This window comes from Amphritea balenae (assembly GCF_003858655.1).
Taxonomy (GTDB): domain Bacteria; phylum Pseudomonadota; class Gammaproteobacteria; order Pseudomonadales; family Balneatricaceae; genus Amphritea; species Amphritea balenae.
The window spans coordinates 29267-51648 of record NZ_RQXV01000007.1; the positions used below are offsets into that span (position 1 = coordinate 29267).

General features: G+C 47.1%; 23 protein-coding genes and 2 other RNA genes. 17 read left to right on the forward strand and 8 right to left on the reverse strand.

The genetic code is table 11. The annotated features are described in order from the left end of the window. The first annotated feature begins 93 nt into the window (after window positions 1–93). The 4 genes from EHS89_RS21250 (at window position 94) to ffs (ending at window position 2502) form a co-directional block, all read left to right on the forward strand. Complete coding sequence (locus EHS89_RS21250) at window positions 94–1473, forward strand: hypothetical protein (protein ID WP_211340341.1); 1380 nt, start codon at window positions 94–96, stop codon at window positions 1471–1473. Between the two features lie 34 nt (window positions 1474–1507). Further along, entirely contained in the window at window positions 1508–1834 is a 327-nt protein-coding gene (locus tag EHS89_RS12820) for a helix-turn-helix domain-containing protein (protein ID WP_124926558.1), read from the forward strand. Window position 1835: 1 nt separating this feature from the next. Continuing rightward, a complete protein-coding gene (locus EHS89_RS12825) occupies window positions 1836–2255 on the forward strand; it encodes a hypothetical protein (protein WP_124926559.1) in 420 nt (139 codons plus the stop codon). A gap of 150 nt (window positions 2256–2405) precedes the next feature. Beyond that, an RNA gene (gene ffs / locus EHS89_RS12830) (signal recognition particle sRNA small type) lies at window positions 2406–2502 on the forward strand. A gap of 71 nt (window positions 2503–2573) precedes the next feature. Here the strand turns inward: ffs and EHS89_RS12835 are convergent. The 3 genes from EHS89_RS12835 to smpB form a co-directional block, all read right to left on the reverse strand. Then, complete coding sequence (locus EHS89_RS12835) at window positions 2574–4154, reverse strand: site-specific integrase (protein WP_124926560.1); 1581 nt, start codon at window positions 4152–4154, stop codon at window positions 2574–2576. Between the two features lie 96 nt (window positions 4155–4250). Then, window positions 4251–4609, reverse strand: a transfer-messenger RNA (tmRNA) gene (gene ssrA / locus EHS89_RS12840). 143 nt (window positions 4610–4752) lie between these two features. After that, the gene (smpB, locus tag EHS89_RS12845) at window positions 4753–5226 is read right to left on the reverse strand and encodes an SsrA-binding protein SmpB (RefSeq protein WP_124926561.1); all 474 of its coding nucleotides are present in this window, start codon (window positions 5224–5226) and stop codon (window positions 4753–4755) included. A 171-nt stretch (window positions 5227–5397) separates the two neighbouring features. Between smpB and EHS89_RS12850 the strand changes: the two genes are divergently transcribed. The 4 genes from EHS89_RS12850 (at window position 5398) to EHS89_RS12865 (ending at window position 10429) form a co-directional block, all read left to right on the forward strand. After that, window positions 5398–8118 carry an ATP-binding protein gene (locus EHS89_RS12850; RefSeq protein WP_124926562.1) on the forward strand — a complete coding sequence of 907 codons (2721 nt, stop codon included), beginning with the start codon at window positions 5398–5400 and terminating at the stop codon, window positions 8116–8118. Between the two features lie 110 nt (window positions 8119–8228). Next, entirely contained in the window at window positions 8229–9593 is a 1365-nt protein-coding gene (locus EHS89_RS12855) for a sodium-dependent transporter (protein WP_124926563.1), read from the forward strand. Between the two features lie 5 nt (window positions 9594–9598). Further along, window positions 9599–10033: a type II toxin-antitoxin system RatA family toxin gene (locus EHS89_RS12860; protein ID WP_124926564.1), complete on the forward strand. Its 435-nt coding sequence runs from the start codon at window positions 9599–9601 to the stop codon at window positions 10031–10033. Between the two features lie 87 nt (window positions 10034–10120). Next, window positions 10121–10429 (forward strand): RnfH family protein, encoded by a 309-nt coding sequence (locus EHS89_RS12865; RefSeq protein ID WP_124926565.1) that lies wholly within the window; start codon window positions 10121–10123, stop codon window positions 10427–10429. A gap of 68 nt (window positions 10430–10497) precedes the next feature. Here EHS89_RS12865 and EHS89_RS12870 read toward each other — a convergent pair whose 3' ends face one another. Then, entirely contained in the window at window positions 10498–10836 is a 339-nt protein-coding gene (locus tag EHS89_RS12870; protein WP_124926566.1) for an outer membrane protein assembly factor BamE, read from the reverse strand. Between the two features lie 89 nt (window positions 10837–10925). On the opposite strand from EHS89_RS12870, the gene fur reads away from it, so the two are divergent. After that, complete coding sequence (fur, locus tag EHS89_RS12875) at window positions 10926–11351, forward strand: ferric iron uptake transcriptional regulator (protein WP_124926567.1); 426 nt, start codon at window positions 10926–10928, stop codon at window positions 11349–11351. Window positions 11352–11479: 128 nt separating this feature from the next. Here fur and recN read toward each other — a convergent pair whose 3' ends face one another. Next, a complete protein-coding gene (gene recN, locus EHS89_RS12880) occupies window positions 11480–13150 on the reverse strand; it encodes a DNA repair protein RecN (RefSeq protein WP_124926568.1) in 1671 nt (556 codons plus the stop codon). A gap of 177 nt (window positions 13151–13327) precedes the next feature. Here recN and grpE point away from each other — a divergent pair, with 177 nt between their 5' ends. The 7 genes from grpE to EHS89_RS12915 all read left to right on the forward strand — a co-directional run bounded on the left by grpE (window position 13328) and on the right by EHS89_RS12915 (window position 19937). Then, a complete protein-coding gene (grpE, locus tag EHS89_RS12885) occupies window positions 13328–13924 on the forward strand; it encodes a nucleotide exchange factor GrpE (protein ID WP_124926569.1) in 597 nt (198 codons plus the stop codon). Window positions 13925–14044: 120 nt separating this feature from the next. Further along, the gene (gene dnaK, locus EHS89_RS12890; protein ID WP_124926570.1) at window positions 14045–15970 is read left to right on the forward strand and encodes a molecular chaperone DnaK; all 1926 of its coding nucleotides are present in this window, start codon (window positions 14045–14047) and stop codon (window positions 15968–15970) included. Window positions 15971–16087: 117 nt separating this feature from the next. After that, entirely contained in the window at window positions 16088–17212 is a 1125-nt protein-coding gene (gene dnaJ / locus EHS89_RS12895; protein ID WP_124926571.1) for a molecular chaperone DnaJ, read from the forward strand. A gap of 60 nt (window positions 17213–17272) precedes the next feature. Then, window positions 17273–18076 (forward strand): serine O-acetyltransferase, encoded by an 804-nt coding sequence (cysE, locus tag EHS89_RS12900; protein WP_124926572.1) that lies wholly within the window; start codon window positions 17273–17275, stop codon window positions 18074–18076. A 49-nt stretch (window positions 18077–18125) separates the two neighbouring features. Then, complete coding sequence (gene dapB, locus EHS89_RS12905; RefSeq protein WP_188885247.1) at window positions 18126–18932, forward strand: 4-hydroxy-tetrahydrodipicolinate reductase; 807 nt, start codon at window positions 18126–18128, stop codon at window positions 18930–18932. Window positions 18933–19166: 234 nt separating this feature from the next. Next, the gene (locus tag EHS89_RS12910) at window positions 19167–19556 is read left to right on the forward strand and encodes a DUF3461 family protein (protein WP_124926573.1); all 390 of its coding nucleotides are present in this window, start codon (window positions 19167–19169) and stop codon (window positions 19554–19556) included. A gap of 69 nt (window positions 19557–19625) precedes the next feature. Then, window positions 19626–19937 carry a YqfO family protein gene (locus EHS89_RS12915; RefSeq protein ID WP_124926574.1) on the forward strand — a complete coding sequence of 104 codons (312 nt, stop codon included), beginning with the start codon at window positions 19626–19628 and terminating at the stop codon, window positions 19935–19937. 295 nt (window positions 19938–20232) lie between these two features. Here EHS89_RS12915 and EHS89_RS12920 read toward each other — a convergent pair whose 3' ends face one another. The 3 genes from EHS89_RS12920 to EHS89_RS12930 form a co-directional block, all read right to left on the reverse strand. Next, the gene (locus EHS89_RS12920) at window positions 20233–20844 is read right to left on the reverse strand and encodes a MarC family protein (RefSeq protein WP_124926575.1); all 612 of its coding nucleotides are present in this window, start codon (window positions 20842–20844) and stop codon (window positions 20233–20235) included. A gap of 89 nt (window positions 20845–20933) precedes the next feature. Then, window positions 20934–21095 carry a YqaE/Pmp3 family membrane protein gene (locus EHS89_RS12925; RefSeq protein WP_124926576.1) on the reverse strand — a complete coding sequence of 54 codons (162 nt, stop codon included), beginning with the start codon at window positions 21093–21095 and terminating at the stop codon, window positions 20934–20936. A 39-nt stretch (window positions 21096–21134) separates the two neighbouring features. Then, complete coding sequence (locus EHS89_RS12930; protein ID WP_124926577.1) at window positions 21135–21686, reverse strand: NUDIX hydrolase; 552 nt, start codon at window positions 21684–21686, stop codon at window positions 21135–21137. Between the two features lie 73 nt (window positions 21687–21759). Between EHS89_RS12930 and EHS89_RS12935 the strand changes: the two genes are divergently transcribed. Beyond that, window positions 21760–22347 carry a CoA pyrophosphatase gene (locus EHS89_RS12935; RefSeq protein ID WP_124926578.1) on the forward strand — a complete coding sequence of 196 codons (588 nt, stop codon included), beginning with the start codon at window positions 21760–21762 and terminating at the stop codon, window positions 22345–22347. The last annotated feature ends 35 nt before the right edge of the window (window positions 22348–22382 follow it).

The window sequence follows — 22382 nt, forward strand, 5'->3', positions numbered from 1 at the left end:
TAAATAATAAAAAAACATGTTACCTATTGCAACATAAAAATTAAATGATACTATTCTTGTCATAATATTTTAATTGCCGTTTTGGTGAACATGATGAATTACAAAGAGAGCTCTCTAGAAACCATGCAGGAACAAGCTGCTGGGATTATCAATACGGTTGAACATGAAGTAGCGCTTATAAAAGATCAGATTGAGTCAGCTATAGGTGGGCTTCATGACTATGTCTACAAAAGGGAGCTCCCCTTCATTAATGATGGTTTGCATGCAGCTGATGAGCTGGGTAACTCGGTAATAGTGCTGGGTGGTTGTATTGATTTTGTAACGGGTCATGGATACTTAGGGTTAACGCCTTCATTTTTGTTGGAGGAGAACTCTTTACAGGCACTGCTGAGTAGAGCTGAAAGCTTTATAAGAATTGATTTTCCTGATTATTGCACATGGGATTTCTATGATCAGGATATGAATCCGTTAAAAGTTTTCTCAATTGAAATGCTTGCTGATCTTGCTGGTAGAAGTGTTGGCAGTGTACGGAATGCGACACTTAAAAATGGTGACCTTCATACTATTCGAATCGATGGGGTGGTGAACTTTAAGGGAGAGCCAGTTGGGCAATCCGTGTTTGTCGAGTATGAGGAAGCATGCAAATGGCTAACACTCAAAAATTACTATGAGCCCTTAAAGGAGGAGAAAGCTACTACCAAAGACATGATGAGCTTTATCCGGGAAGTAGGACCAGTGTTCGATGGTTCCAAACTGCCTGATGAATTGTTACTGCGTGAGAAAGGTGCACTTCAAGTGTTCTATGCGCCGTTCGAGCATATTAATGTTAAAGCCAAGGTGGTTCTTTGTGGAATTACTCCTGGTGCAGCTCAAGCGGAAATTGCATTAAATACTTTCTCTATGCAGTTACGTGATGGTGTAAATGAAGCTGAAGCACTGGCAACTGTGAAAAGTGCTGCTAGTTTTGCTGGGTCAATGCGCAGTAGTCTTTCGAAGATGCTCGACCACGTAGGTGTGAATGAACTGTTGGGTATTGATAGTTGCACAGGGCTATTTGATGAGCATAAGGATATGGTTCACTACACATCAGCGCTTAAGAATCCGGTCTTTTATAGAGGAGCTAATTACACTGGTAATCCGTTGATGTTAAAAGAGGACGCACTTAAATGGCAGATCGATGAGATTTTGTCTAAAGAAGTACAGCAGTTTGGTGAGGATGTCATTTTTATTCCGCTAGGGCCTAAGCCTGCTCAGGCATTGTTATACCTATCCAAGAAAGGTTTTTTGAAGCAAGGGCAGATTCTACAGGGTATACCCCATCCTTCAGGTGCAAATGCTGAGAGGATTAAGTACTTCTGTGAAGAGAAGGAAAAAGACAAGCTCTCTTCCCGTACAAACGCTGAGGTCATTGATGATGCAAGAAGCCGCATCAAAGCTCAATTGGCAGATATTACTATGTCTAAATATGATTGATTTTGGTTTTTGATCCATAAGGAAGGGGCGACAGATGCGAGAAAAAACATCAATACTTACGGTTGATTCCCGTGTGGCATGCTTCGTGATGCAGGCCGTGAATAACAGTAGAAAAACCCAAGTACAAATCGCGAAAGAAGTGGGATTTTATCGACCAAATGTTATCTCAATGATTAAAACAGGACGAATGAAGCTGCCTGTTAATAAAGTGCAAGGTTTTGCAGATGCAGTAGACGTTGATCCTGTTGAGTTGTTGTCTTTAGTGCTTGAAGAAGATCAACCAGAAGTCTGGAGAGCACTTACTCACATATTAGGTATTGAGAAAGTAGCCACTGTAAATACAGGGATAGGGGATAGTTAAAGTGGGTGAATATAAAATGTTAAATAGTTCACGGGAAAAGCTACTTGTTGAAGCGAAAGAAGCAGGCTGGAGGGTTGAAGTTGATGCTAATGGCAGTGATCACTATAAGAAGCTGATCTGCCTTCAGTCGAAAGGAGTCAAGGTTTTTGTAGATAAAAACATCGGAATATCTAAATCAGGAGATATTAACTACCTTAAGATCTATGTGCATCCGGATCGGTATGTTCAGCATGATGAGTTTGCGGATCTAAGCCTGCAGCCATGCATTAATAGACAGACTAAGAGGAATAGACATTCTCACAGTGCTTTAAAAGGCTTCCCATGCTTTGAAGGTAAAGGAGAGCCTTGTGGTAAAGCTTACAAACTGAATGACGTGAATGACTGGAAATCTTTCTTGATAGGTTTTGCTGGTTTTCACTAGGTTGTAGGTTATAGGAATTAGCTATAGCAGGTGGTACAAACGGTGATACAAAGCGCCTGTAAAAGCATCCCATGTAGATATAGAATGGTGACTAAATATTAATAGCGTTGCATCAGGGTAAATCCTCTACAGCCCACGTTATGGTGGCTCCATTGGTCCTCCCGCAACGATAAACCGTGAACCTGGTCAGGCCCGGAAGGGAGCAGCCTCAGCGGTGGATCCGTGTGCCGGGATGTGGCTGCTGGAGTCAACTTGTTACCCCTCTCTCCCCCTAAAGTGTTATCCACAGGATTTGTGAGTAACCGCATGGCTGGGTCATTACTGGAAAGATATCTGATTAATCGCCTTTGCTAATAACTTGATATCAGTTGATCCATAACGATCATGGGTTTCGCTCTGTGTTGCATGACCCATAAGGCGTTTGATAACGTAATCTTCGGTGCTTAAGGCGCGCAATTTATCGGCGAAAGTATGTCTGTATGAATGAAAGGTTTTTCCATCCACTACACCTGCTTTCTTTTTGGCCCTACTGAACCACTTCGATACATTGTGGCTGTATTTACCGTCCGTTTTATATAGTTCTGGGAAAATAAGCCCATCAGGAGTTGTCTGATCGACTTTCTTTAGGTATTCAATAAACCCTGCTTCAATCAGGCTTGGGTGCAGAGGGATAATGCGGGGGCTTTGCGGATTCTTAAGGTGCTGGTCGGGGCGCGAGGCTTTTATATCGATATAATGAATTCCGTCCAGCTCTTTAACGTCCTTCGTATGAAGCTGGCTGAGTTCTTCGATTCTTGCCCCGGTATACATTCCCAGTCGAGGAAGCCAAAACTGGTGCGGCTTCTTGGTTTCTGGTCGGCTAATTTGTGGGTGTATTAAAATTGCTGCGATATCAGCATCATTGAATGGCGGGCGTTCATCACGGGAGTTATGTTTTCGTTTCGGGATCATGCCTTTAGCTGGGTTCTCTGCGATAAAGCCATTACGTTGGCACCAATCTATGAATGATGAGATAAGATTCAGGTATTTTTTAATGCTGGTGGGGCTGATGTAATCGTCGCTGATGCCGGAATCAACAATTTCCTGGACGCTTAATCCGGTAAACCGCTTATCTTTAGTGATGTTTTTTGGCAGACGGACAAGTGTTTCTTTTACCTTCAGGATGTCAGCCTTGCTGATGGTTGATACAGACTTGTCACCGATAAAGCCGATTAAAAGCTTTAAGGCGTAACGGTGTTCGTGCTGAGTTTTCTCTACCCAGTCTTTATTTCGAAGTTTTTCTGAAGCGTAGGTTTCGAAAATCGTAGACATCAGGGCATCAGAGTAGCTTTTATCATCGACTGCAGTGATTGATGCTGTGTTGGGCGTTGGGATCTTACCTTTATATAGTTGGGTCTGCTGCTCTAACGCCTCAAGGCGGGCTTTGGCCAGTTCGTAAGTTAGCAGCTGAACATCAGTCGGTGTGTATGACTCTTTGCTTAGGAGCTCAAAGGCATCTTCAGTCAGGTCAGCATAGCTATTCAGTGCAAAGCGTTCCCGTAGATCGCTAAGTAGCAACTCAAGCGATGTCAGTTGTTCTTCGTGTCTGTCTGGTGTGATGATTCTGGCGGTCGCTTTGTCCTCTTCCATGGACATCAGGTGGCGAGTCTTCCAGTGTTGAGCAATGCGCTTTAGGTCAGCTTTTGTGAGCTGGGTGCCCATAGCAGTCTCCAAGGTACGTTTAAGTGTTAACGCCATCCCTGTGCTGATATGTTTCGCTTTATGCGTGTCGTTGATATGTAGGGGCAATTGCAGTTCATTGCAACCCACTGAGGATCGAAATCGGGCGGGTATCTGGTAACGGAAATAGAATCCTGAAGGACGTTGAAGCAGGTATGAGGGTGTGCGCAGATGTGTCATAACACTGAAACCTTAGTAGCAAACTTAGTAGCAAATTGGTTTCAGAGCTAACTGTAGATAGCAAAAAGCCCCGGAGTACGGGGCCTTTCAGATGTATGGTGGAGGTGGCGGGTGTCGAACCCGCGTCCGCCAATCCTCTGCCTCTAGATCTACATGTTTAGACACTTCTATTGAGTTAACCCACCACGGCCCGAAGGTCAGGGCGTTTAGGGCGAGCCTCTTTAAGTTTTAGCCGTTCCGCTTGAGACAAAGCTTCCGGGCGATTCTATCTCGAATGACACTGCAAAATCCTTAAGTTATAGACACCTTTAGGAGCAGCGCAAGCTGACTATGCAGCTAGAGCGTAGTTATCGTCGTTTGCAACTATAACTGTGTAGTAATTGATTTACGTGATTCACTACACTCACGACATGCACCAAAGGGTTCGTAATCAGCGTCGAAGCCAAGTCACCCCCATAAGAAATATTCTTTCGAACACTCCTTATTTCTGACAACAGAACAACGCGGTAGTTCTCTGAAGCAGGCGGCCATTATAGCCGTTATGGCAAAACTTACATCAACAATTAAGCTGATTTGAAAATAAACTGCAAAAAGAGGCTTACTTAGCTGCCATGAGGCGTTGCTTCTGGCGGTTCCAGTCGCGATCTTTTTCTGCATCCCGTTTATCGTGCTGCTTTTTACCTTTGGCTAGTGCGATTTCACACTTAACTTTATCGTTCTTCCAGTACAGGGAGAGGGCGATGCAGGTATAGCCTTTGGCCTGGACAGCGCCAATAAGTGTGTCGATCTCACGTCGGTTCAGCAGTAGCTTACGCTGACGGGTAGGATCGGCTACAACGTGGGTGCAGGCAGTTTTCAGTGGTGTGAAGTGGGCGCCAGCAAGCCAGGCTTCGCCGTTATGCAGAATCACATAGGAATCCACAAGCTGGGCGCGGCCATCGCGCAGACTTTTTACTTCCCATCCGGCCAGGGACAAACCCGCCTCGAACTTGGTATCGATATGATACTCATGCCGGGCTTTTTTGTTCTGACAGATGGTATTACTACTGACTTTCGGTTTCTTCTTTGCCATGGCCGGGATTATATAGAGCGGCCTTGAACAAAGAAAGGGGGGCGGCGGTGTTCTGTTTCTCAGGTTATTTTTATCTCGCAAAATGAGTACGGTCAATCATCTATTGATAGCTTAATATGTATATGTTGGGAGTGAGTAGCTGGTTTTATTTGTTGTAGGGGAATAATCGATATGAGAAAGGGGCTTACAACCAATGTTCTGATACATATGGCGGTGTTGATTGCTGTGGCGATTATTCCACTTGCATTCTTGAGCTACCAGCACGTTACTCAGACATTAAAAGAAAATACTTTTGATACCCTGCTGAAATATACGGAAGAGCGGGGGCGATTTGAAAGCCTGATGCTAGTAGAGGCTGAAAGGAATACTGAGCTTATGAAACAACAGTTTCATAAGAATCATAAGCAACGGTCCGAGCAGGACTATGCTGATCAGTTTGCTTATCAGACTCCAGTTCGGGAAGGTGGCAAGATTGGCCCCCATCTGGATTATCAAACCCACAGAGATACTGGTGTCATTATCAGTGATGATTTCAGTGTATCGTCAAGCCTCAAAGTTAGTTTGGTCGATATTATCGATGTTATTGAAACCATGGGCGCTGCTTGGAAGGAACGCTTCCTGGCATCTTATTTTATAGCGGATAAGTACCTGGTTTCGATGGAAAATGTTGCAGTGATCATCAATGAAAAGAAAACCTTTTCTTATGGTGAGATGGATATTGTCAAATCAGGTCTGCCTGAAAACAATCCCAGTGGGGAGTTACGTTGGAGTGCGCCATACCATGATCCTATCGAGCGTTTGGCGATGATTGGCATCATCAATCCACTATATGTTGATGGGCAGTATATCGGGAATATGTGTCAGGATATTTTACTCAACGATATGTTTGACCGACTGACGCAAAAGCAGCTTGAAGGAACCGCCTTGGCGGTAGTGCATAAAAGTGGCCAGCTCATAGCTCATTCGGATCCGCAGATAATGGCGGCGCTGGTCGAGGAGCCTGGTAGATTCAAGCTTAATGAATCTAATGATGTTGACTTAAAGGCGATTTATGAGGCTGTGGGAAAGGTCGATGATGAGGTGGTGATAGTAGAGCCTGAGGATAGTCAGAATATTATTGTGGTAGCAAAAATGCAGGGGCCTGAATGGTATTACATCACACTCTATCCTAAAACATTGCTGGAAAGCCTCGCAGAGGCAACAACTCAATTGTTTGTGTTTGGTGCCTTATTTTTGTTCCTGATTGAAATGATTCTGGTGTTTTTTGTACTCAGGCGCAAAGTAGTTGCGCCCCTGAATAGGCTCGTAGTAACGACGGATGAATTTGTTAGTGGTGCTACGCCGTTTATCCCTGAAGTTGAACGTGAAGATGAAATAGGAGTTCTGGGCCGATCATTCATTAAAATGGCTCGGCGAATCAATGATTATTCGACCAATCTGGAAAATAGAGTATCGGAACGAACACGAGAGTTAGTGCATGCCAGGGAACTTGCTGAGGCTGCAAACCAGGCTAAAAGTGAGTTTCTCTCTAATATGAGTCATGAGATAAGAACACCAATGAATGCTGTCATTGGTTATGCCGAATTACTTAAAATGCGTTTGAGCGATGCTAAAGAACGACGCTATATAGATACAATATGTAGCAGCAGCAATAATCTTTTGAATCTCATAAATGATGTTTTGGATTTGTCCAAGATTGAAGCGGGTAAGATGGAGCTACGCTGCACAGTAAATGATGTTCGGACACTATTAGATGAAATTACAGAAATTTTTTATGCAGTCTCAACAGAAAAGGGGGTGGATATCAGGGTAGAGGTTGCTGATGATGTGCCTCAGGCGCTGATTCTGGACCGGGAGCGGGTAAGGCAGGTATTAATAAATCTGGTTGGTAATGCGATTAAATTCACAGATGTAGGGCATATCCTCGTACGTGTTAAATCAGTAGGTGTGCCTGAGGTTAGCCAGGTGAATTTGATATTTGAGGTTGAAGATTCGGGTGTAGGGATATCACCTGAGCAGCAAGACAGAATCTTTGGCGTGTTCGAACAAGTTATAGATAAGAATGCAACCTTTGTGGGCGGCACTGGCTTGGGTTTAGCAATATCTCAGCGCTTAGTCCATATGATGGACGGGCAAATAACAGTAGATAGTGAGTTAGGGGCAGGAACTACATTTACAGTTAAGCTTTCAGGTCTCGATATTGCTGCTCTGAGTGAGCTTGAGCAGGAGCGGACAGCTTTGAATTATGACCAGATAAACTTTGAAAAAGCTACCATTCTGATTGCCGATGATATTGATTATAACCGTGAAATACTTGCCGAATATATTAAGAGTTGGGGCTTTAATATTGTTTTTGCTCAGAATGGCATTGAGGTGCTTGAACAGGTAAAGGCTCGTTCGTTGGATCTCATCTTGCTGGACATGAAAATGCCAAAAATGGATGGCTATGAAGTGGCAGAAAGACTTCAGCAGAATGATTTGTTTAGAGAAATACCAATAATTGCGGTGACAGCGTCGGCTTTGAAAGAAGATGAAGAGGTTATTTCTAAGTTATGCGATGGTTATTTACGCAAGCCAGTGCAACGGATAGACCTTGTTAAAATGCTGATGGATTTCTTGCCGCACTCTTTGAAGGAAACGAGTTCTGAGTTGGGCTCGGTCATACAATATTCAGAACGAGAGCTCCGTGAACAACTATTGAGATTACCTGAACAGTGGCTTAATAATGCAAAATCGCTAGCGGTGTTGTGCCAAGCAGAAGAGCTGAAAGAGATTTTGGAGGCAATTCGAATAGAGTATCCTGCAGTGTATGTATCTATTAACGAGAACCTTAGAGATTTCAGGTTTGATTTGATCTTGTCAGATTTGAAGATGGCTGAAGAAGTGGGTTGAATATCTATATACTATTTTGTTTCAGGTCCATTGATGCAGGCCGTTGTATTTGACGGGTAAAACCCGGAAAATCCACAATCCAAAATTAGTGCTTATTTTAAGAGATATACATGAAAGATCGTCAAAATATCCATGGTTCATGGGCAAATCGCTGGATCTTTATCCTGGCAGCGACCGGTTCTGCGGTAGGGCTGGGTAATATTTGGAAATTCCCTTACATCGCGGGTGAAAACGGTGGCGGTGCTTTTGTACTGGTATACCTGCTGTTTATTCTGGGTGTAGGTGTTCCTATTATGATGGCTGAGGTATTGGTTGGCCGTCGAGGTCGTCAAAGTCCGATTAACTCGATGCGCGAAGTGGCTATCGAGGCGAATCACTCCCCTAAGTGGGCGATTGTTGGCTGGATGGGTGCGTTAGCAGGCTTTCTGATCTTCTCGTTCTACTCTGTGGTAGCAGGCTGGGTACTGGCCTATGTTGCTGGGATGGCGAACGGTGATTTTCTGGATATCGGTAGTGAGCAGGCGGGTAAGGTATTTAACGACCTGTTGGCTGACCCTCAGGCGCTGTTGATCTGGCACACGGTATTTGTGGTGCTGGTGATGACGGTTGTTATGGGCGGTGTAAATAAAGGTCTTGAGCGGGCTACCCGTATCATGATGCCGGCACTGTTTGTGCTGCTGCTGGTGTTACTGGGCTATTCCATGACAACGGGATCTTTTGGTGAAGGTGTCGACTTCCTGTTCCACTTTGATCCTTCTGCATTGTCCTGGGATGCGGTGTTAGTCGCACTGGGTCACTCGTTCTTTACTCTGTCTCTGGGTATGGGCGCAATTATGGCTTACGGCTCTTATATGCCTAAGGGTGCTTCTATCGGCAGTACCGTAATGACCATTGCAGCGCTGGATACCATTGTTGCGCTGGTGGCTGGCCTGGCTATCTTCCCGATTGTATTTGCTAATTCGCTTGATCCGGGTGCGGGTCCTGGTCTGATGTTTATTACCTTGCCGGTGGCCTTTGGTCAGATGCCGGGTGGTCAGATCTTTGGCTTCCTGTTCTTTGTCTTAGTCGGTCTGGCGGCATGGAGTTCGGCTATCTCTCTGATGGAGCCTGCGGCTGCATGGATGGTTGAGCGCTTTGGTATGAAGCGGGCGCCGGTGTGTGTCATTCTGGGTATTGTGGTTTGGATACTGGGTATTGCCGCTCTGAGTTCGTTCAACATCGGTAGTGATATTGCGCTGTTCGGCATGAATATCTTTGATTTCCTTGATTTCATTACCGCGAATGTGATGTTGCCGTTGGGTGGTCTGTTTGTGGCCTGCTTCGCAGGCTGGGTACTGACTAAACAGATCTCTCAGAATGAGCTGGCGATTAAGCGTCCGGGTGTTTATGCACTTTGGTTAGTATTGATCCGTTATGTTGCACCGCTTGCGGTTGCTGCAATCTTTATTCTGAATCTGATTGAGAAGTTGGGCTGATCTGAATGGCACAAGTAGACCGGAGTGCGCTGGTACTCCACACAGCGGAGCAGATGTTTAATCTGGTAAATGATGTGGAAAACTATCCGCAGTTTCTGCCCTGGTGTTCCGGCTCTACTGTTCTTGAATCGACCGATGAGATTATGCAGGCGAGTCTGTATGTTGCCAAGGCGGGGCTTAAGTACAGCTTTACTACGCGTAACGCTCTACAGCGGCCGGAACGGATCCATATGGAGCTGGTTGAAGGCCCTTTCTCTAGTTTGTCGGGCGTCTGGACCTTCAAGCCACTCAGTGATGAGGCCTGTAAGGTCAGTCTGAGTCTGCAGTTTGATTTTTCTGGTAAGCTTGCCAGTATGGCGATGAGCAAGGTGTTTAATCAGATGGCGGCGACGATGGTCGATGCTTTTGTCAGCCGGGCTGACCAGGTCTATGGTTCCTGAAGTCTGGCTGGATCAGAACTAAATATCAGGGCTTACAATCAGAGCTTACTTATTAGAGCTTAGTATCAGGGCTGAGAGGAAGAATCGATGATGCAGGTAGAAGTGGCTTACGCGCTGCCCCATGAACAGAAAATTATCAGTCTGCAGGTGGCTGAAGACTGTTCTATCTATGAGGCGGTGATTCAGTCGCGCATTGCAGAGCTGTTTCCGCAGATCGACCTGGAAAATGATCCTATGGGGATCTTTGGTAAAGGGGTACGTGATGCGAAGAATACTATCCTTAAGCCAGGACAGCGGGTGGAGATCTATCGTCCGTTGATTGCCGATCCGAAAGAGGCCCGGGCTAAACGGGCTGCTAAGGCAAAGGCGGAACGAGAGGCGGGTGATAAAGCGTAAATAGCCGTCTGTTGTGTTTAAAGTTAAAAAAACCGGGTTAGGCCCGGTTTTTTTGTATCTGGAAAAACTTACTGTTGATTGCCGCCAGGACGGAAGTCACCGGCCATATTAGAAAGCTTGCCGCTCTCATCAAATATAACGGTCAGGCGTTCCTGAGTGACTGCACCGGTTTCACCGGACTTATAACGGTAAATATAATCCCAGCGATTAACGTTGAAACTGTCTGTGATCAGGGGCGTTCCCAGTACATAACGGACCTGATTCTGGGTCATGCCAGGGCGGAGTTTATCAACCATCTCCTGGGTTATGTTATTCCCCTGAGGAATATCAATTTTGTAAACCCCGGGAAAATCAGCACAGCCGACCAATAAAATAGCAGTAAAAACGCCAATAAGAACTTTTTGCATCAGTAAATGACTTCCACTTTCGTGAATAAAAACAGATAATTGGATTTGCAAGTCTAACATTCGTTGCGACCTACATCATAGAGAAAGATATGGCACTTGAAAATCAGGAATTAAGAAAAGCAGGTCTGAAGGTGACTTTACCCCGGGTGAAGATTTACCAGATTCTTGAAAAGGCCGGTGAAGGCGACCACTTCAGCGCGGAAGATATCTATAAGATTCTGCTGGATCTGAATGAGGATGTGGGGCTGGCAACGGTATACCGCGTGCTGACTCAGTTTGAAGCGGCAGGCCTGGTATCCCGTCATCACTTTGAAGGTGGCCACTCTGTATTTGAACTGGCGCATGATGAACAGCATGATCATATCGTTTGTGTAAAATGCGGCAAAGTCCGTGAGTTTAGCGATCCGTCACTGAAGCAGCGTCAGGATGAGATTGCCCAGGAGCTGGGCTTTAAAATTACCGACCGCACTTTGTATCTGTATGGCGAATGCGCCGAAGGCTGCGAGAAGTCCTGATTTATAGGTAAGTAACAGTCTTATTCGAAAAAAACCGGCCTGAGCCGGTTTTTTTGTGTCTGCGTTTAGCCTGATGTTCCAGCCTGTCTCCAGGCTGTTCTTCTTAAGCTGTCTCAAGAGCTTTTATTTTAAGCAGTCTCTAGACCGAGCATCTCCCTGGCATGATCGAGGGAGGTTTCTGTTACATCAATCCCCCCCAGCATGCGGGCAACTTCGCCGACCCTCTGATCAATATTAAGCTGATCGATACGGGTATGGGTTTTGTTTTTGTCGCTCTGTTTGCTGACGAACAGGTGCTGATGGCCCTGTGCAGCAACCTGAGGCTGGTGGGTAACTACCATGACCTGACTGTGCTCACCCAATTGACGTAGTAACCTGCCCACCACTTCGGCGATTGCTCCGCCAATGCCCACATCAACCTCATCGAAGATCAGGCTGGGAGTGCTGGACGATTGCGCGGTAATGACCTGTATCGCCAGAGAGATACGTGACAGTTCGCCACCGGAGGCGATCTTATTCAGTGGTCGGGCGGGCTGGCCGGTATTGGTGCTGATCAGGAACTCGACCTCTTCCAGACCGTGGGCACTCAACTGTTGTTCTGGGTAAGCTGTTAGCGCAACTTCAATCTTAGCTGCGGTCATGCCCAGACTGTGAAGCTGTTTATTGACCTCTGATCCTAAGGTTTTGGCCGCTTTCTGACGGGTCTTGCTGAGTTTTTCAGCACTGGCGATGAAGGCTTGTTTTGCCAGCTCGGTTTCCTGCTGAAGCTCTTCAAGTGCCTGGTCGGACAAGCTAAGGCCGTCCAGCTCCTGTTGAATTTGTTGCTGAAATGCCGTCAGTTGCTCTGGGGGGACCCGGTTTTTGCGGGCAAGATCAAAAATAGTGCTGAGGCGCTCTTCTACTATTATCTGACGCTCGGGGTTAAGTTCGACCCGGTCCATATAGTGGCTGATCTCTTGTGCGGCTTCTTCTATCTGAATATGGGCACTGTTAAGCATCTCAATTGTTTGTGTGATTGAGGGCGAGGTGCCTTTCATATTACTTAGTAGATGCTGACACTGATTCAGCAGACTCAGGCAGTTTCCGGATTCACTGTCGCTGGTTATTTGCAGGATCTGCTGACCCGATTGCAAAATCTCGCCAGCGTTTGCCAGTGTATTTTGTTCTTCTACTAAGGCTTCAAACTCACCTTCACTAAGCCCTATCTGCTCTAACTCTTCTGCCTGATAACGCAGCAGCTGAACCTGGGCTGCTTGTTCTTCGCTCTGTTCGGTGAGCTTATGCAGGCGAGTACTGAGGCTGTTCCAGTTGCGGAACATCTGTCGGGTTTTATTCGCCAGATCACCTTTACCTGAGTATGCATCCAACAGATAGCGGTGATGGTCTTTTTTCAGTAGTCGCTGGTGTTCATGCTGACCATGAATTTCGATCAGGTATTCACCCAGCTCGCGTACTTTATTAATCGGGCAGGGGCTGCCGTTAATATAGCTGCGGGAGCGCCCTTCATTGGTGATAACCCGGCGTAGGATGCAGTCTTCGTCATCCATATCCTGAAGCTTCAGCCACTTTTTAGCCGCCGGAATATTGTTAATGTCGAAGCTGGCAATGATTTCTGCCCGCTCGGCGCCCCGGCGTACAGAGCCCATATCGGCCCGGTCGCCCAGAGCCAGGCCCAGTGCATCGAGCATGATTGATTTGCCGGCACCGGTTTCACCACTGACAACGGTCATCCCTTTGTTCAGTTCCAGATCCAGTTGTTCGACAATTGCATAGTTACGAATATTGAGTTGTGTCAGCATAACAATTTATCTGTGTTTTTATACAGTAGTTATTGTATAAGCCAATATTGTCAAAGTCGCAATCTGTTTCTCCTCACTCTGGTAAAAAAAATCTATAAATACCCACTTGAATCTTGTTGCCTTAGCCCCATATAAAGCTCAACAGAATTTTCACGTTTGACATGGTTGGAGAAAGTGATGGCAGGCGAAGATAAGACTCAGGTTGAAACTGAACAGCCAGAGGTTGTAGTTGAAGCAGCTGATGCAACTGAAGCATCCAATGAGACACCGGAACAGTTGGTTGAGGGCGATTTAGTTGATGTAGACGCGCTACAACTGGAACTGGCACAAGCTCAGGATCAGGTAGCTGGTTTGATCGATCAGGAACTGCGTACCCGAGCTGATATGCAGAATGTGCGTCGCCGGGCAGAGCAGGATGTAGAAAAGGCACATAAGTTTGCCTTAGATAAGTTTGTTAATGAGCTATTGCCGGTAGTCGATAGCCTTGAACGCGCAATTGAAGCGGCATCGTCCGATGATGAAGCTGTGAAAGTGCTGCGTGAAGGGGTTGAAATGACCCTGAATATGTTTGTATCCGGCCTGGGTAAGTTTAGTGTTGAACAGATTAACCCTATGGGCGAAGTATTTGATCCAGCACTGCATCAGGCGATGTCGATGGTACCGAATCCTGATGTTGCAGCAAACAACGTAATGGCTGTAATGCAGAAAGGTTATAGCCTGAACGGACGTCTGATTCGTCCGGCGATGGTGATCGTTTCCAAGGGTGCTGAGTAAATAGTAACCAATTAAGTTGGTGCCGGGCTCTTGAAACTGAGGAATCCGGACCTATATAGCTAGCAAGTTATAAAGAATTTAGTTCGCTCGGGCGAACGCAGAATTACGGGAGATTTTGAAATGGGTAGAATTATTGGTATCGACCTGGGCACAACCAATTCATGTGTTGCTGTACTGGATGGTGAGAAGTCTAAGGTTATTGAGAATGCTGAGGGTGAACGTACTACTCCTTCCATCATCGCTTATGCGAGCGATGGTGAGATTCTGGTAGGCCAGCCAGCAAAGCGCCAGGCGGTTACTAACCCGGACAACACTCTGTTTGCGATCAAGCGTCTGATCGGTCGTCGTTTTAAAGACGATGTGGTACAGAAAGATATCACTATGGTGCCATACAAAATCGTTGAAGCTGATAATGGCGATGCCTGGGTTCAGGTAAACGACAACAAGATGGCTGCCCCACAGATCTCTGCTGAAATTCTGAAGAAGATGAAGAAGACTGCAGAAGATTACCTGGGTGAAGATGTAACTGAAGCGGTTATTACCGTACCGGCTTACTTCAACGATTCTCAGCGTCAGGCAACTAAAGATGCCGGTAAGATCGCAGGTCTGGAAGTTAAGCGTATTATCAACGAGCCAACGGCTGCGGCACTGGCTTACGGTATGGACAAGTCTAAGGGCGATAAGACTATCGCTGTATTCGACCTGGGTGGCGGTACTTTCGATATCTCTATCATCGAGATCGCTGAAGTTGATGGCGAGCACCAGTTTGAAGTACTGGCGACTAACGGTGACACATTCCTGGGTGGTGAAGACTTCGATCTGCGTCTGATCGAGTATTTGGCAGCTGAGTTCAAGAAAGAGTCTGGTATCGATCTGCACAACGATCCTCTGGCGCTACAGCGTCTGAAGGAAGGTGCTGAGAAAGCTAAAGTTGAGCTGTCTTCTACACAGTCTACCGACGTTAACCTGCCTTACATCACTGCTGATGCGACCGGTCCTAAGCACCTGAACGTTAAGATCAGCCGTGCCAAGCTGGAATCTCTGGTTGAAGAGCTGGTTGAGCGTACGCTGGCTCCTTGTCGCCAGGCGCTGAAAGATTCTGACCTGTCTGCTTCTGAAATTGATGAAGTTATTCTGGTGGGGGGTCAGTCTCGTATGCCTCTGGTGCAGGAAAAAGTAACTGCATTCTTCGGCAAAGAGCCTCGTAAAGATGTTAACCCGGATGAAGCGGTTGCTATGGGTGCTTCTATCCAGGGCGCGGTACTGGCTGGCGACGTTAAAGACGTACTGCTGCTGGACGTAACACCTCTAAGCCTGGGTATCGAAACTATGGGTGGCGTTGCGACTCCGGTTATCGATAAGAACACTACTATCCCGACTAAGAAGTCTCAGGTGTTCTCTACTGCTGATGATAACCAGAATGCGGTAACTATCCATGTTGTTCAGGGTGAGCGTAAGCAAGCGTCTGGCAACAAGTCGCTGGGTCGTTTCGACCTGGCTGATATCCCACCGGCGCCACGTGGTATTCCACAGATCGAAGTTACTTTCGATATCGATGCCAACGGTATCCTGCACGTAGGTGCGAAGGATAAAGCGACGGGTAAAGAGCAGTCGATTGTAATTAAGGCTTCTTCTGGTCTGAGCGATGATGAAGTTGAACAGATGATTCAGGATGCTGAAGCTAACGCTGAAGCGGATAAGAAGTTTGAAGAACTGACTCAGGCCCGTAACCAGGGTGATGCGATGGTTCACTCTGCGAAGAAGACTCTGGAAGATGCCGGTGATAAGGCAACTGAAGAAGAGAAAACTGCGATCAATGCTGCCTCTGAAGAGCTTGAAGAAGCACTGAAGGGCGACGATAAAGAGGTGATCGAGACTAAGACTGCTGCACTGACTGAAGCGATCTCTGGTCTGGCTCAGAAGATGTACGCTGAAGCTGCACAAGCTGAAGGCGCTGCTGAAGGTGCTGAGCAAGCACAGGCGGAACCTGCTGACGACGCTGTTGATGCGGAGTTTGAAGAAGTTAAAGACGACGACAAGAAGTAAGTCGGCTTAGCTTTTTTAATGTTGTAAATGACAGCGCGGGCCTCTCCCGCGTTGTCGCGTTTTTATTGCCAGCTAATTGCATAAGGCGATTAGCGAGAACGGATTGCGAAACAGATTATGTCGAAAAAAGATTTTTACGATGTGTTAGGCGTTTCCAGAGATGCATCTGACCGGGATATTAAGAAGGCGTTTCGTCGCATGGCGATGAAGTACCACCCGGATCGTAATCCCGATGACAAAGCTTCAGAAGACGCTTTCAAAGAGGTTAACGAAGCCTACGAAGTGCTGTCTGACCAGCAGAAAAAAGCAGCCTATGATCAGTACGGCCATGCTGGTATAGATCAGCAGGGTATGGGCGGTGGTCACGGTCAGGGCGGCTTCAGTGATGTCTTCGGTGATGTGTTCGGGGATATTTTTGGTCAGGGAGGCGGCGGTCGTCGCAGCCACGTCCAACGGGGTGCCGATCTGCGTTACACCATGGATCTTAGCCTGGAAGAGGCTGTGCATGGTTGTGACAAGACGATTAAGGTTCCTACTCTGATCCCTTGTAATACCTGTGATGGTAGCGGTGCTAAGCCGGGTACCAGCGCTAAGACCTGTGGTACCTGTGGTGGTGTTGGTCAGGTGCGGATGCAGCAGGGCTTCTTCTCGGTACAGCAGACTTGTCCAAGCTGTCATGGCGAAGGTCAGGTTGTATCTGATCCTTGTGGTAGCTGCCATGGTCAGGGCCGTAAGCAGGAAACCAAGAAACTGGCGGTTAAAATTCCTGCCGGCGTTGATACCGGTGATCGTATTCGTCTGTCAGGCGAAGGTGAAGCGGGAACTCACGGTGGTCCTTCCGGTGATCTGTTTGTACAGGTTAATGTGCGTGACCATGCGATCTTCGAACGCGACGGTAAGCATCTATACTGTGAAGTACCGATCAGCTTTATCGATGCGGCACTGGGTGGCGAGCTGGAAGTTCCAACGCTGGAATCCCGTGTTAAGTTGAAAATACCTGCTGAAACCCAGACCGGTAAGTTGTTCCGTCTGCGTGGCAAAGGTATTAAGCCGGTTCGTGGTGGTGCAGTGGGTGACCTTCTGGTTCGTGTTACTGTTGAAACACCGGTTAATCTGAACAGCAAGCAGAAAGCGCTGCTGAAAGATTTTGAATCGGCAATGGATGAACGGAAAAAACATCATGCGCCGAAGAAACATGGTTTCTTCGATAGTGTGAAGAAGTTCTTCGAAGATATGACCTAAAGATTAACGGGGCGCTTTGATAGCGCCCTGTTCGTTTCCAGATTTTTTGGAGCAGTATAAATGAGCGAATGGCCGGTTGAATCTGAACAGTTATGGCAACTGATCCAACAGGAAGCCAGTGAAGAAAGTGAGCGGGAACCTTTTCTGGCGACTTTTTTTCACACCAGTATTAAAGGTCACACTAGCCTTTGCGCAGCGGTGAGCTATCTTCTTGCTAGTAAGCTGTCTGATGATGTGATGCCAGCAGTCGCGCTACGTGAGCTGATTGAAGAAGCGTTGCAGAAAGACCCTGCTATCATGGAGCGTATCTGTCGTGATCTGATCGCGGTGCGTACCCGAGATCCGGCGATAGATCGTTTTACTACCGTGTTGTTATACCTGAAGGGCTTTCATGCATTGCAGGCGTACCGTATAGCGCACTGGATGTGGGGCCAGAAACGTCACTCGATGGCGCTGTATCTGCAAAGTCGTATCAGTTCGGTATTTCAGGTTGATATTCACCCCGCAGCAATTATTGGTCACGGTGTGATGTTTGATCATGCTACCGGTATTGTGGTGGGTGAGACCTGTGTGATTGAAAATGATGTCTCTATTCTGCAGTCGGTGACCTTAGGGGGTACCGGTAAAGAGTGTGGCGACCGTCATCCTAAGATTCGTGAAGGGGTGATGATCGCAGCAGGAGCCAAAATTTTCGGCAATATCGAGATTGGTAAAGGCGCCAAAGTAGGTGGTGGTTCTGTGGTACTGGATAACGTACCCCCGCACACGACGGTAGTGGGTGTACCAGCCAAGATCGTTGGGCGACCAGATTGCGCTAAACCAGCGCTGGATATGGATCAGAACGTTCATCACGACGAAACATAATTTCTCTCAGTCATCCTCAGGTGACTGTTACCTTACTCGGGAAAATAGAATGATCAGAGTTGCAGTAACCGGCGCAGCCGGCCGTATGGGTAAAACAAATATTGAAGCGATTCAGGCTGCTGATGGTGTGCAGCTGGGCGCGGCTATTGTCGAGGCTTCAAGTAGCCTTATCGGTGCGGATGCAGGCGAGGTTGCCGGTGTAGGTAAACTGGGCGTGGCTATTGTTGGCTCTCTGGAAGAGGTGGTAGCCGATTTTGACGTGCTGATCGACTTTACTGCGCCTCAGGCAACCCTGGCTAACCTTGAGCTGTGTGCGGCAAACGGTAAAGCGATGGTGATCGGCACGACCGGTTTGAGTGAAGCTGAGCGGGCTGAGCTGAACAGCTTTGGTGAGAGGATGCCGCTGGTGTTTGCTTCCAATATGAGTGTTGGCGTTAACTTGTGCTTTAAGTTGTTGGCACAGGCGGCTAAAGCGCTGGGCGATGATTATGATGTTGAGATTATCGAAGCACATCATCATCACAAAGTTGATTCGCCATCCGGTACTGCGTTAAGTATGGGTGAGGCGGTTGCTGGTGCTCTGGGCCGTGATCTGCGCCAGTGTGCTGTATATGGTCGTGAAGGCCAGATCGGCGCGAGAACTCAGCAGGAGATCGGTTTTGCGACTATCCGTGCGGGTGATGTGGTTGGTGATCATACGGTGCTTTTTGCGACCGAGGGTGAGCGTATTGAAATTACCCATAAGGCCAGCTCCCGAATGACTTTTGCTAAAGGTGCTGTGCGAGCTGCTGGTTGGTTGGCTGATAAGTCCAACGGGCTGTACGATATGCAGGATGTATTAAGTCTGCGTGACTAGACTTTTGGCGAGTGATTATTAAAACCGCCAATCGGCGGTTTTTTTGTTTTTAAAGATTAGTGTTATGGTCTGAAGTTAAATATTTGCACTCATTTTGAGTGAAATCTGGCTTCGGAATAGTGAGTTTTCATCTATATTCTATGGGTGGAATAAGGAACCTGCAGCTGCAGGTTGTTACATATACAGAAGACCGGCAGGATTAGTCCGAAGGTTCCTGGATGATGGAGTACAGAGATGTCTGCTGAAAAATTTCAGACCCTGAAAGAGATGGGATTTGAAAATCCCCATGATATTGAGCGCTTTACTACCCGTACTGAAAATGATGTCGATGTACTAAAGGTCTACCTGCATCGTCATCAGGGTGATTGGATGGCGAAAAGTAAAAAGTTTAAGTTCAAGCGTAAGCATACCAATGTATCGGTAGAAGGTGGTCTGGTGCCGTATCGTGCCAGTACAGAGCCTTCGCCTTACTATCTGCGTGCATTGAGTGAGCTTGAAAAGCTGGTTGCTCAGGACAAGTCTGTTAAAGACAAAAAAGAGCTGTTACTGGATGAGATCGAGCATCTCGAGAAAGTGGTTGCGCGTAAGGTGGAAGATATTCGCCGTCAGATTGAAGAGTTGTAAAGCGTGTAATTGAAATTGCCAAACGGCTGTCAGAGTGATCTGACAGCCGTTTTTTTATGGAGACACCTAATGTATAAGCTGGCTTTTTTTGTCCCTGAAGAAGACCTTGAGCAGGTAAAGCAGGCTCTGTTTAATGCCGGAGCCGGAAAGATAGGTAATTACGATCGTTGTTGCTGGCAGGTGAAAGGCGTGGGGCAGTTCCGGCCGCTACCTGACAGCAATCCCCATATAGGCGTTCAGGGGGTAGTGGAGCAGCTCCCTGAGTGGAAGGTAGAGCTGGTGTGTGAAGATGTTTTGATCGGTCAGGTAGTTGCTGCCCTGAAGCAGGCTCATCCCTATGAAGAGGTGGCGTATGAGGTCTGGCAGCTGGCTGATATTTAAATTCATAAGCCTGTGGTACTAAGGTGTTTATAACCAGTCGGCTTATAAACATATTCTGTGGATAAGGCTGTTGAATAACTCTGTGTAAGCTGGCTTGAAGTTGTTTAACTTATTGTAATTAAAGACTAAAGTGGAGTTGTGTTAAATTTGATCGGGCTGTGAGGAAAAGACAATTTGCGGTGCAAAACTAATCACAATATCTGTGTATAAGGTTGTGCAAAAGTTTGGGGTATCTGTGGGGTAAGGCCGCCAGAGCCCGGTATACGGGGCTCTGGCCAAAGTGGTGTTTAAACGCTCAGTTTATATCGACGCTGGTAATAAAGCCGGTAATGCCGGTGAGTACAATTTGAGATGCCATGGCAGCCAGTACAAGGCCGGTTATTTTGCTCAGTATATTCAGACCGGTAACACCTAAAAGTCGTTCCAGCCAGCTGGCAGCATGCAGTAGTACTAGTAATGCAAACAGGGCCAGAAACATACCGCTGAGCCCCCAGGCCAGATCGATTCCTTTAAGCTCTGATCCATACACCAGAATCGCACCGATAGTCGCCGGGCCAATAATGGTTGGAATGGCCAGAGGGACTACCGAAGAATCTTCCCGGGGGGCATCCGGTAATTGGGCATTGGTGCGCACCCCCTCTTTTACCAGGCTAACCGCTGACAGGAAGAGCAGGATGCCGGCGCCGATTCTGAATGAATCGATAGTAATACCGAGAATTTCAAACAGGGTCGTACCAAAGAAAAACAGGATCAACGCAGCGCAGGCCGCTGAAAGAACAGCTTTATTGGCAGTAGTACGTCGTTCCGCCGGGGTATCGTTTCGGGTCAGGGCCAGAAACATCGACACAACAAAGAAGGGGGCAAACAGGAAGAAGAACTTTATCCAGGTAGATATTAGCAGGGTCATCTTTAATACTCTGAAATGCCTTGTGGGCAAAAAATAAAAAAACGGCCTCATGGGCCGTTGATTCTGTGTCACGGGTCAGTGACTGCTGCCTATTTTAGCACCAACCAGAGGGCGTGGATAATCCCTGGAATGTAAAAAAACAGGCATAAGATAATATTGATGAGAAGTTGCAGTCCGACACCGGTCTTAAGAAATACGGCAATCGGCGGTAGCAGAATAGCGAGAATGATTAGTAACAGCTTGTTATCCATAGTTATACTTCCTGTATAAATTGTGGGTTCTGGTGCAGCTTAATTCTCCGGAGGCTTCGATGGTCTCTCAAGATCTATATGGTGTAATGGGAAAATTCCTTTTTTCCGGTCTTCAAAAAAGAGCTTCAGTGCATTGTGGATAGTCTGAAAGGCCAGATCATCCCAGGGAATCTCCTCTTCACTATAGAGTGCGACAGCTTCAGTTTCGTCGCCGGCACTGAAATCCAGATCGTCCAGTTGGGCCAGATAGATCATCTGCACCTGACTGACCGGCGCCATAGAGGTTAGTGTGTAAAGCTGCAGGTTGCTGACCCGGGCGTTGGCTTCCTCCCGGGTTTCGCGCAGGGCCGCATGGCGGGTAGATTCACCATTCTCCATAAAGCCTGCCGGTAGTGTCCAGTAGCCACTGCGAGGTTCGATTGAGCGTTTACACAGCAGTACTTTGTCCTGCCACACAGGCAGGCAGCCGGCCACAATCTTAGGGTTGAGGTAGTGGATGTGATGGCAAGAAGTACAGATATGTCGTTGCCGGTTATCACCCTCGGGAATGGCGAGTTTGATCGATGCGCCACACTGGCTACAAAAATTCATAATATGCCTGCAAAGCTAAACTTTCATTTCTACCAAAGGTATCATGAAACAATAGTCCCGACAGTAATGCGAAATGATAAATAAACTGAAACAGCGCCTCTCTGGTTATGCACCCCGTACTCTGGTTTCTGACAGACCGCAGGCTGGCGTGCTGATCGCATTGACGGACAACGTAGACGATCCGCACGTTATTCTGACCCGGCGGGCTAATCACTTGAATACTCATAGTGGCGAAATAGCTTTTCCGGGTGGTAAGCGTGATGACACGGATCCTGACCTGTTGTTTACCGCATTGCGTGAAGCTGAAGAGGAGGTAGGGCTAAGCCCGTCTCAGGTCGAAGTGTTGGGGCCTCTGGGGATGGTGCTGTCAAAACATATGTTACAAGTGACTCCCTTCGTCGGCATTATTGCTGCTGATACTGTGCTTACGCCTAACCTTGATGAATTGGATCGTATCCACCGGGTACCCCTGAGTTTCTTTCTGCAGGATCAGCGGCATCATACTGATGCGATCAACTTTAAAGGGATGACCCACTATGTGCCGGCGTATGAATATGAAGGTGATATTATCTGGGGGCTGACCGCTTATATGTTGGTTGAGCTGCTGAATGTGGGATTTGATGCCAATATTCCGATGAAAACCCGGCCTGAACATAGTTAAAACGTTTTTGTTAAACGTTTACTAATCAGCACTGC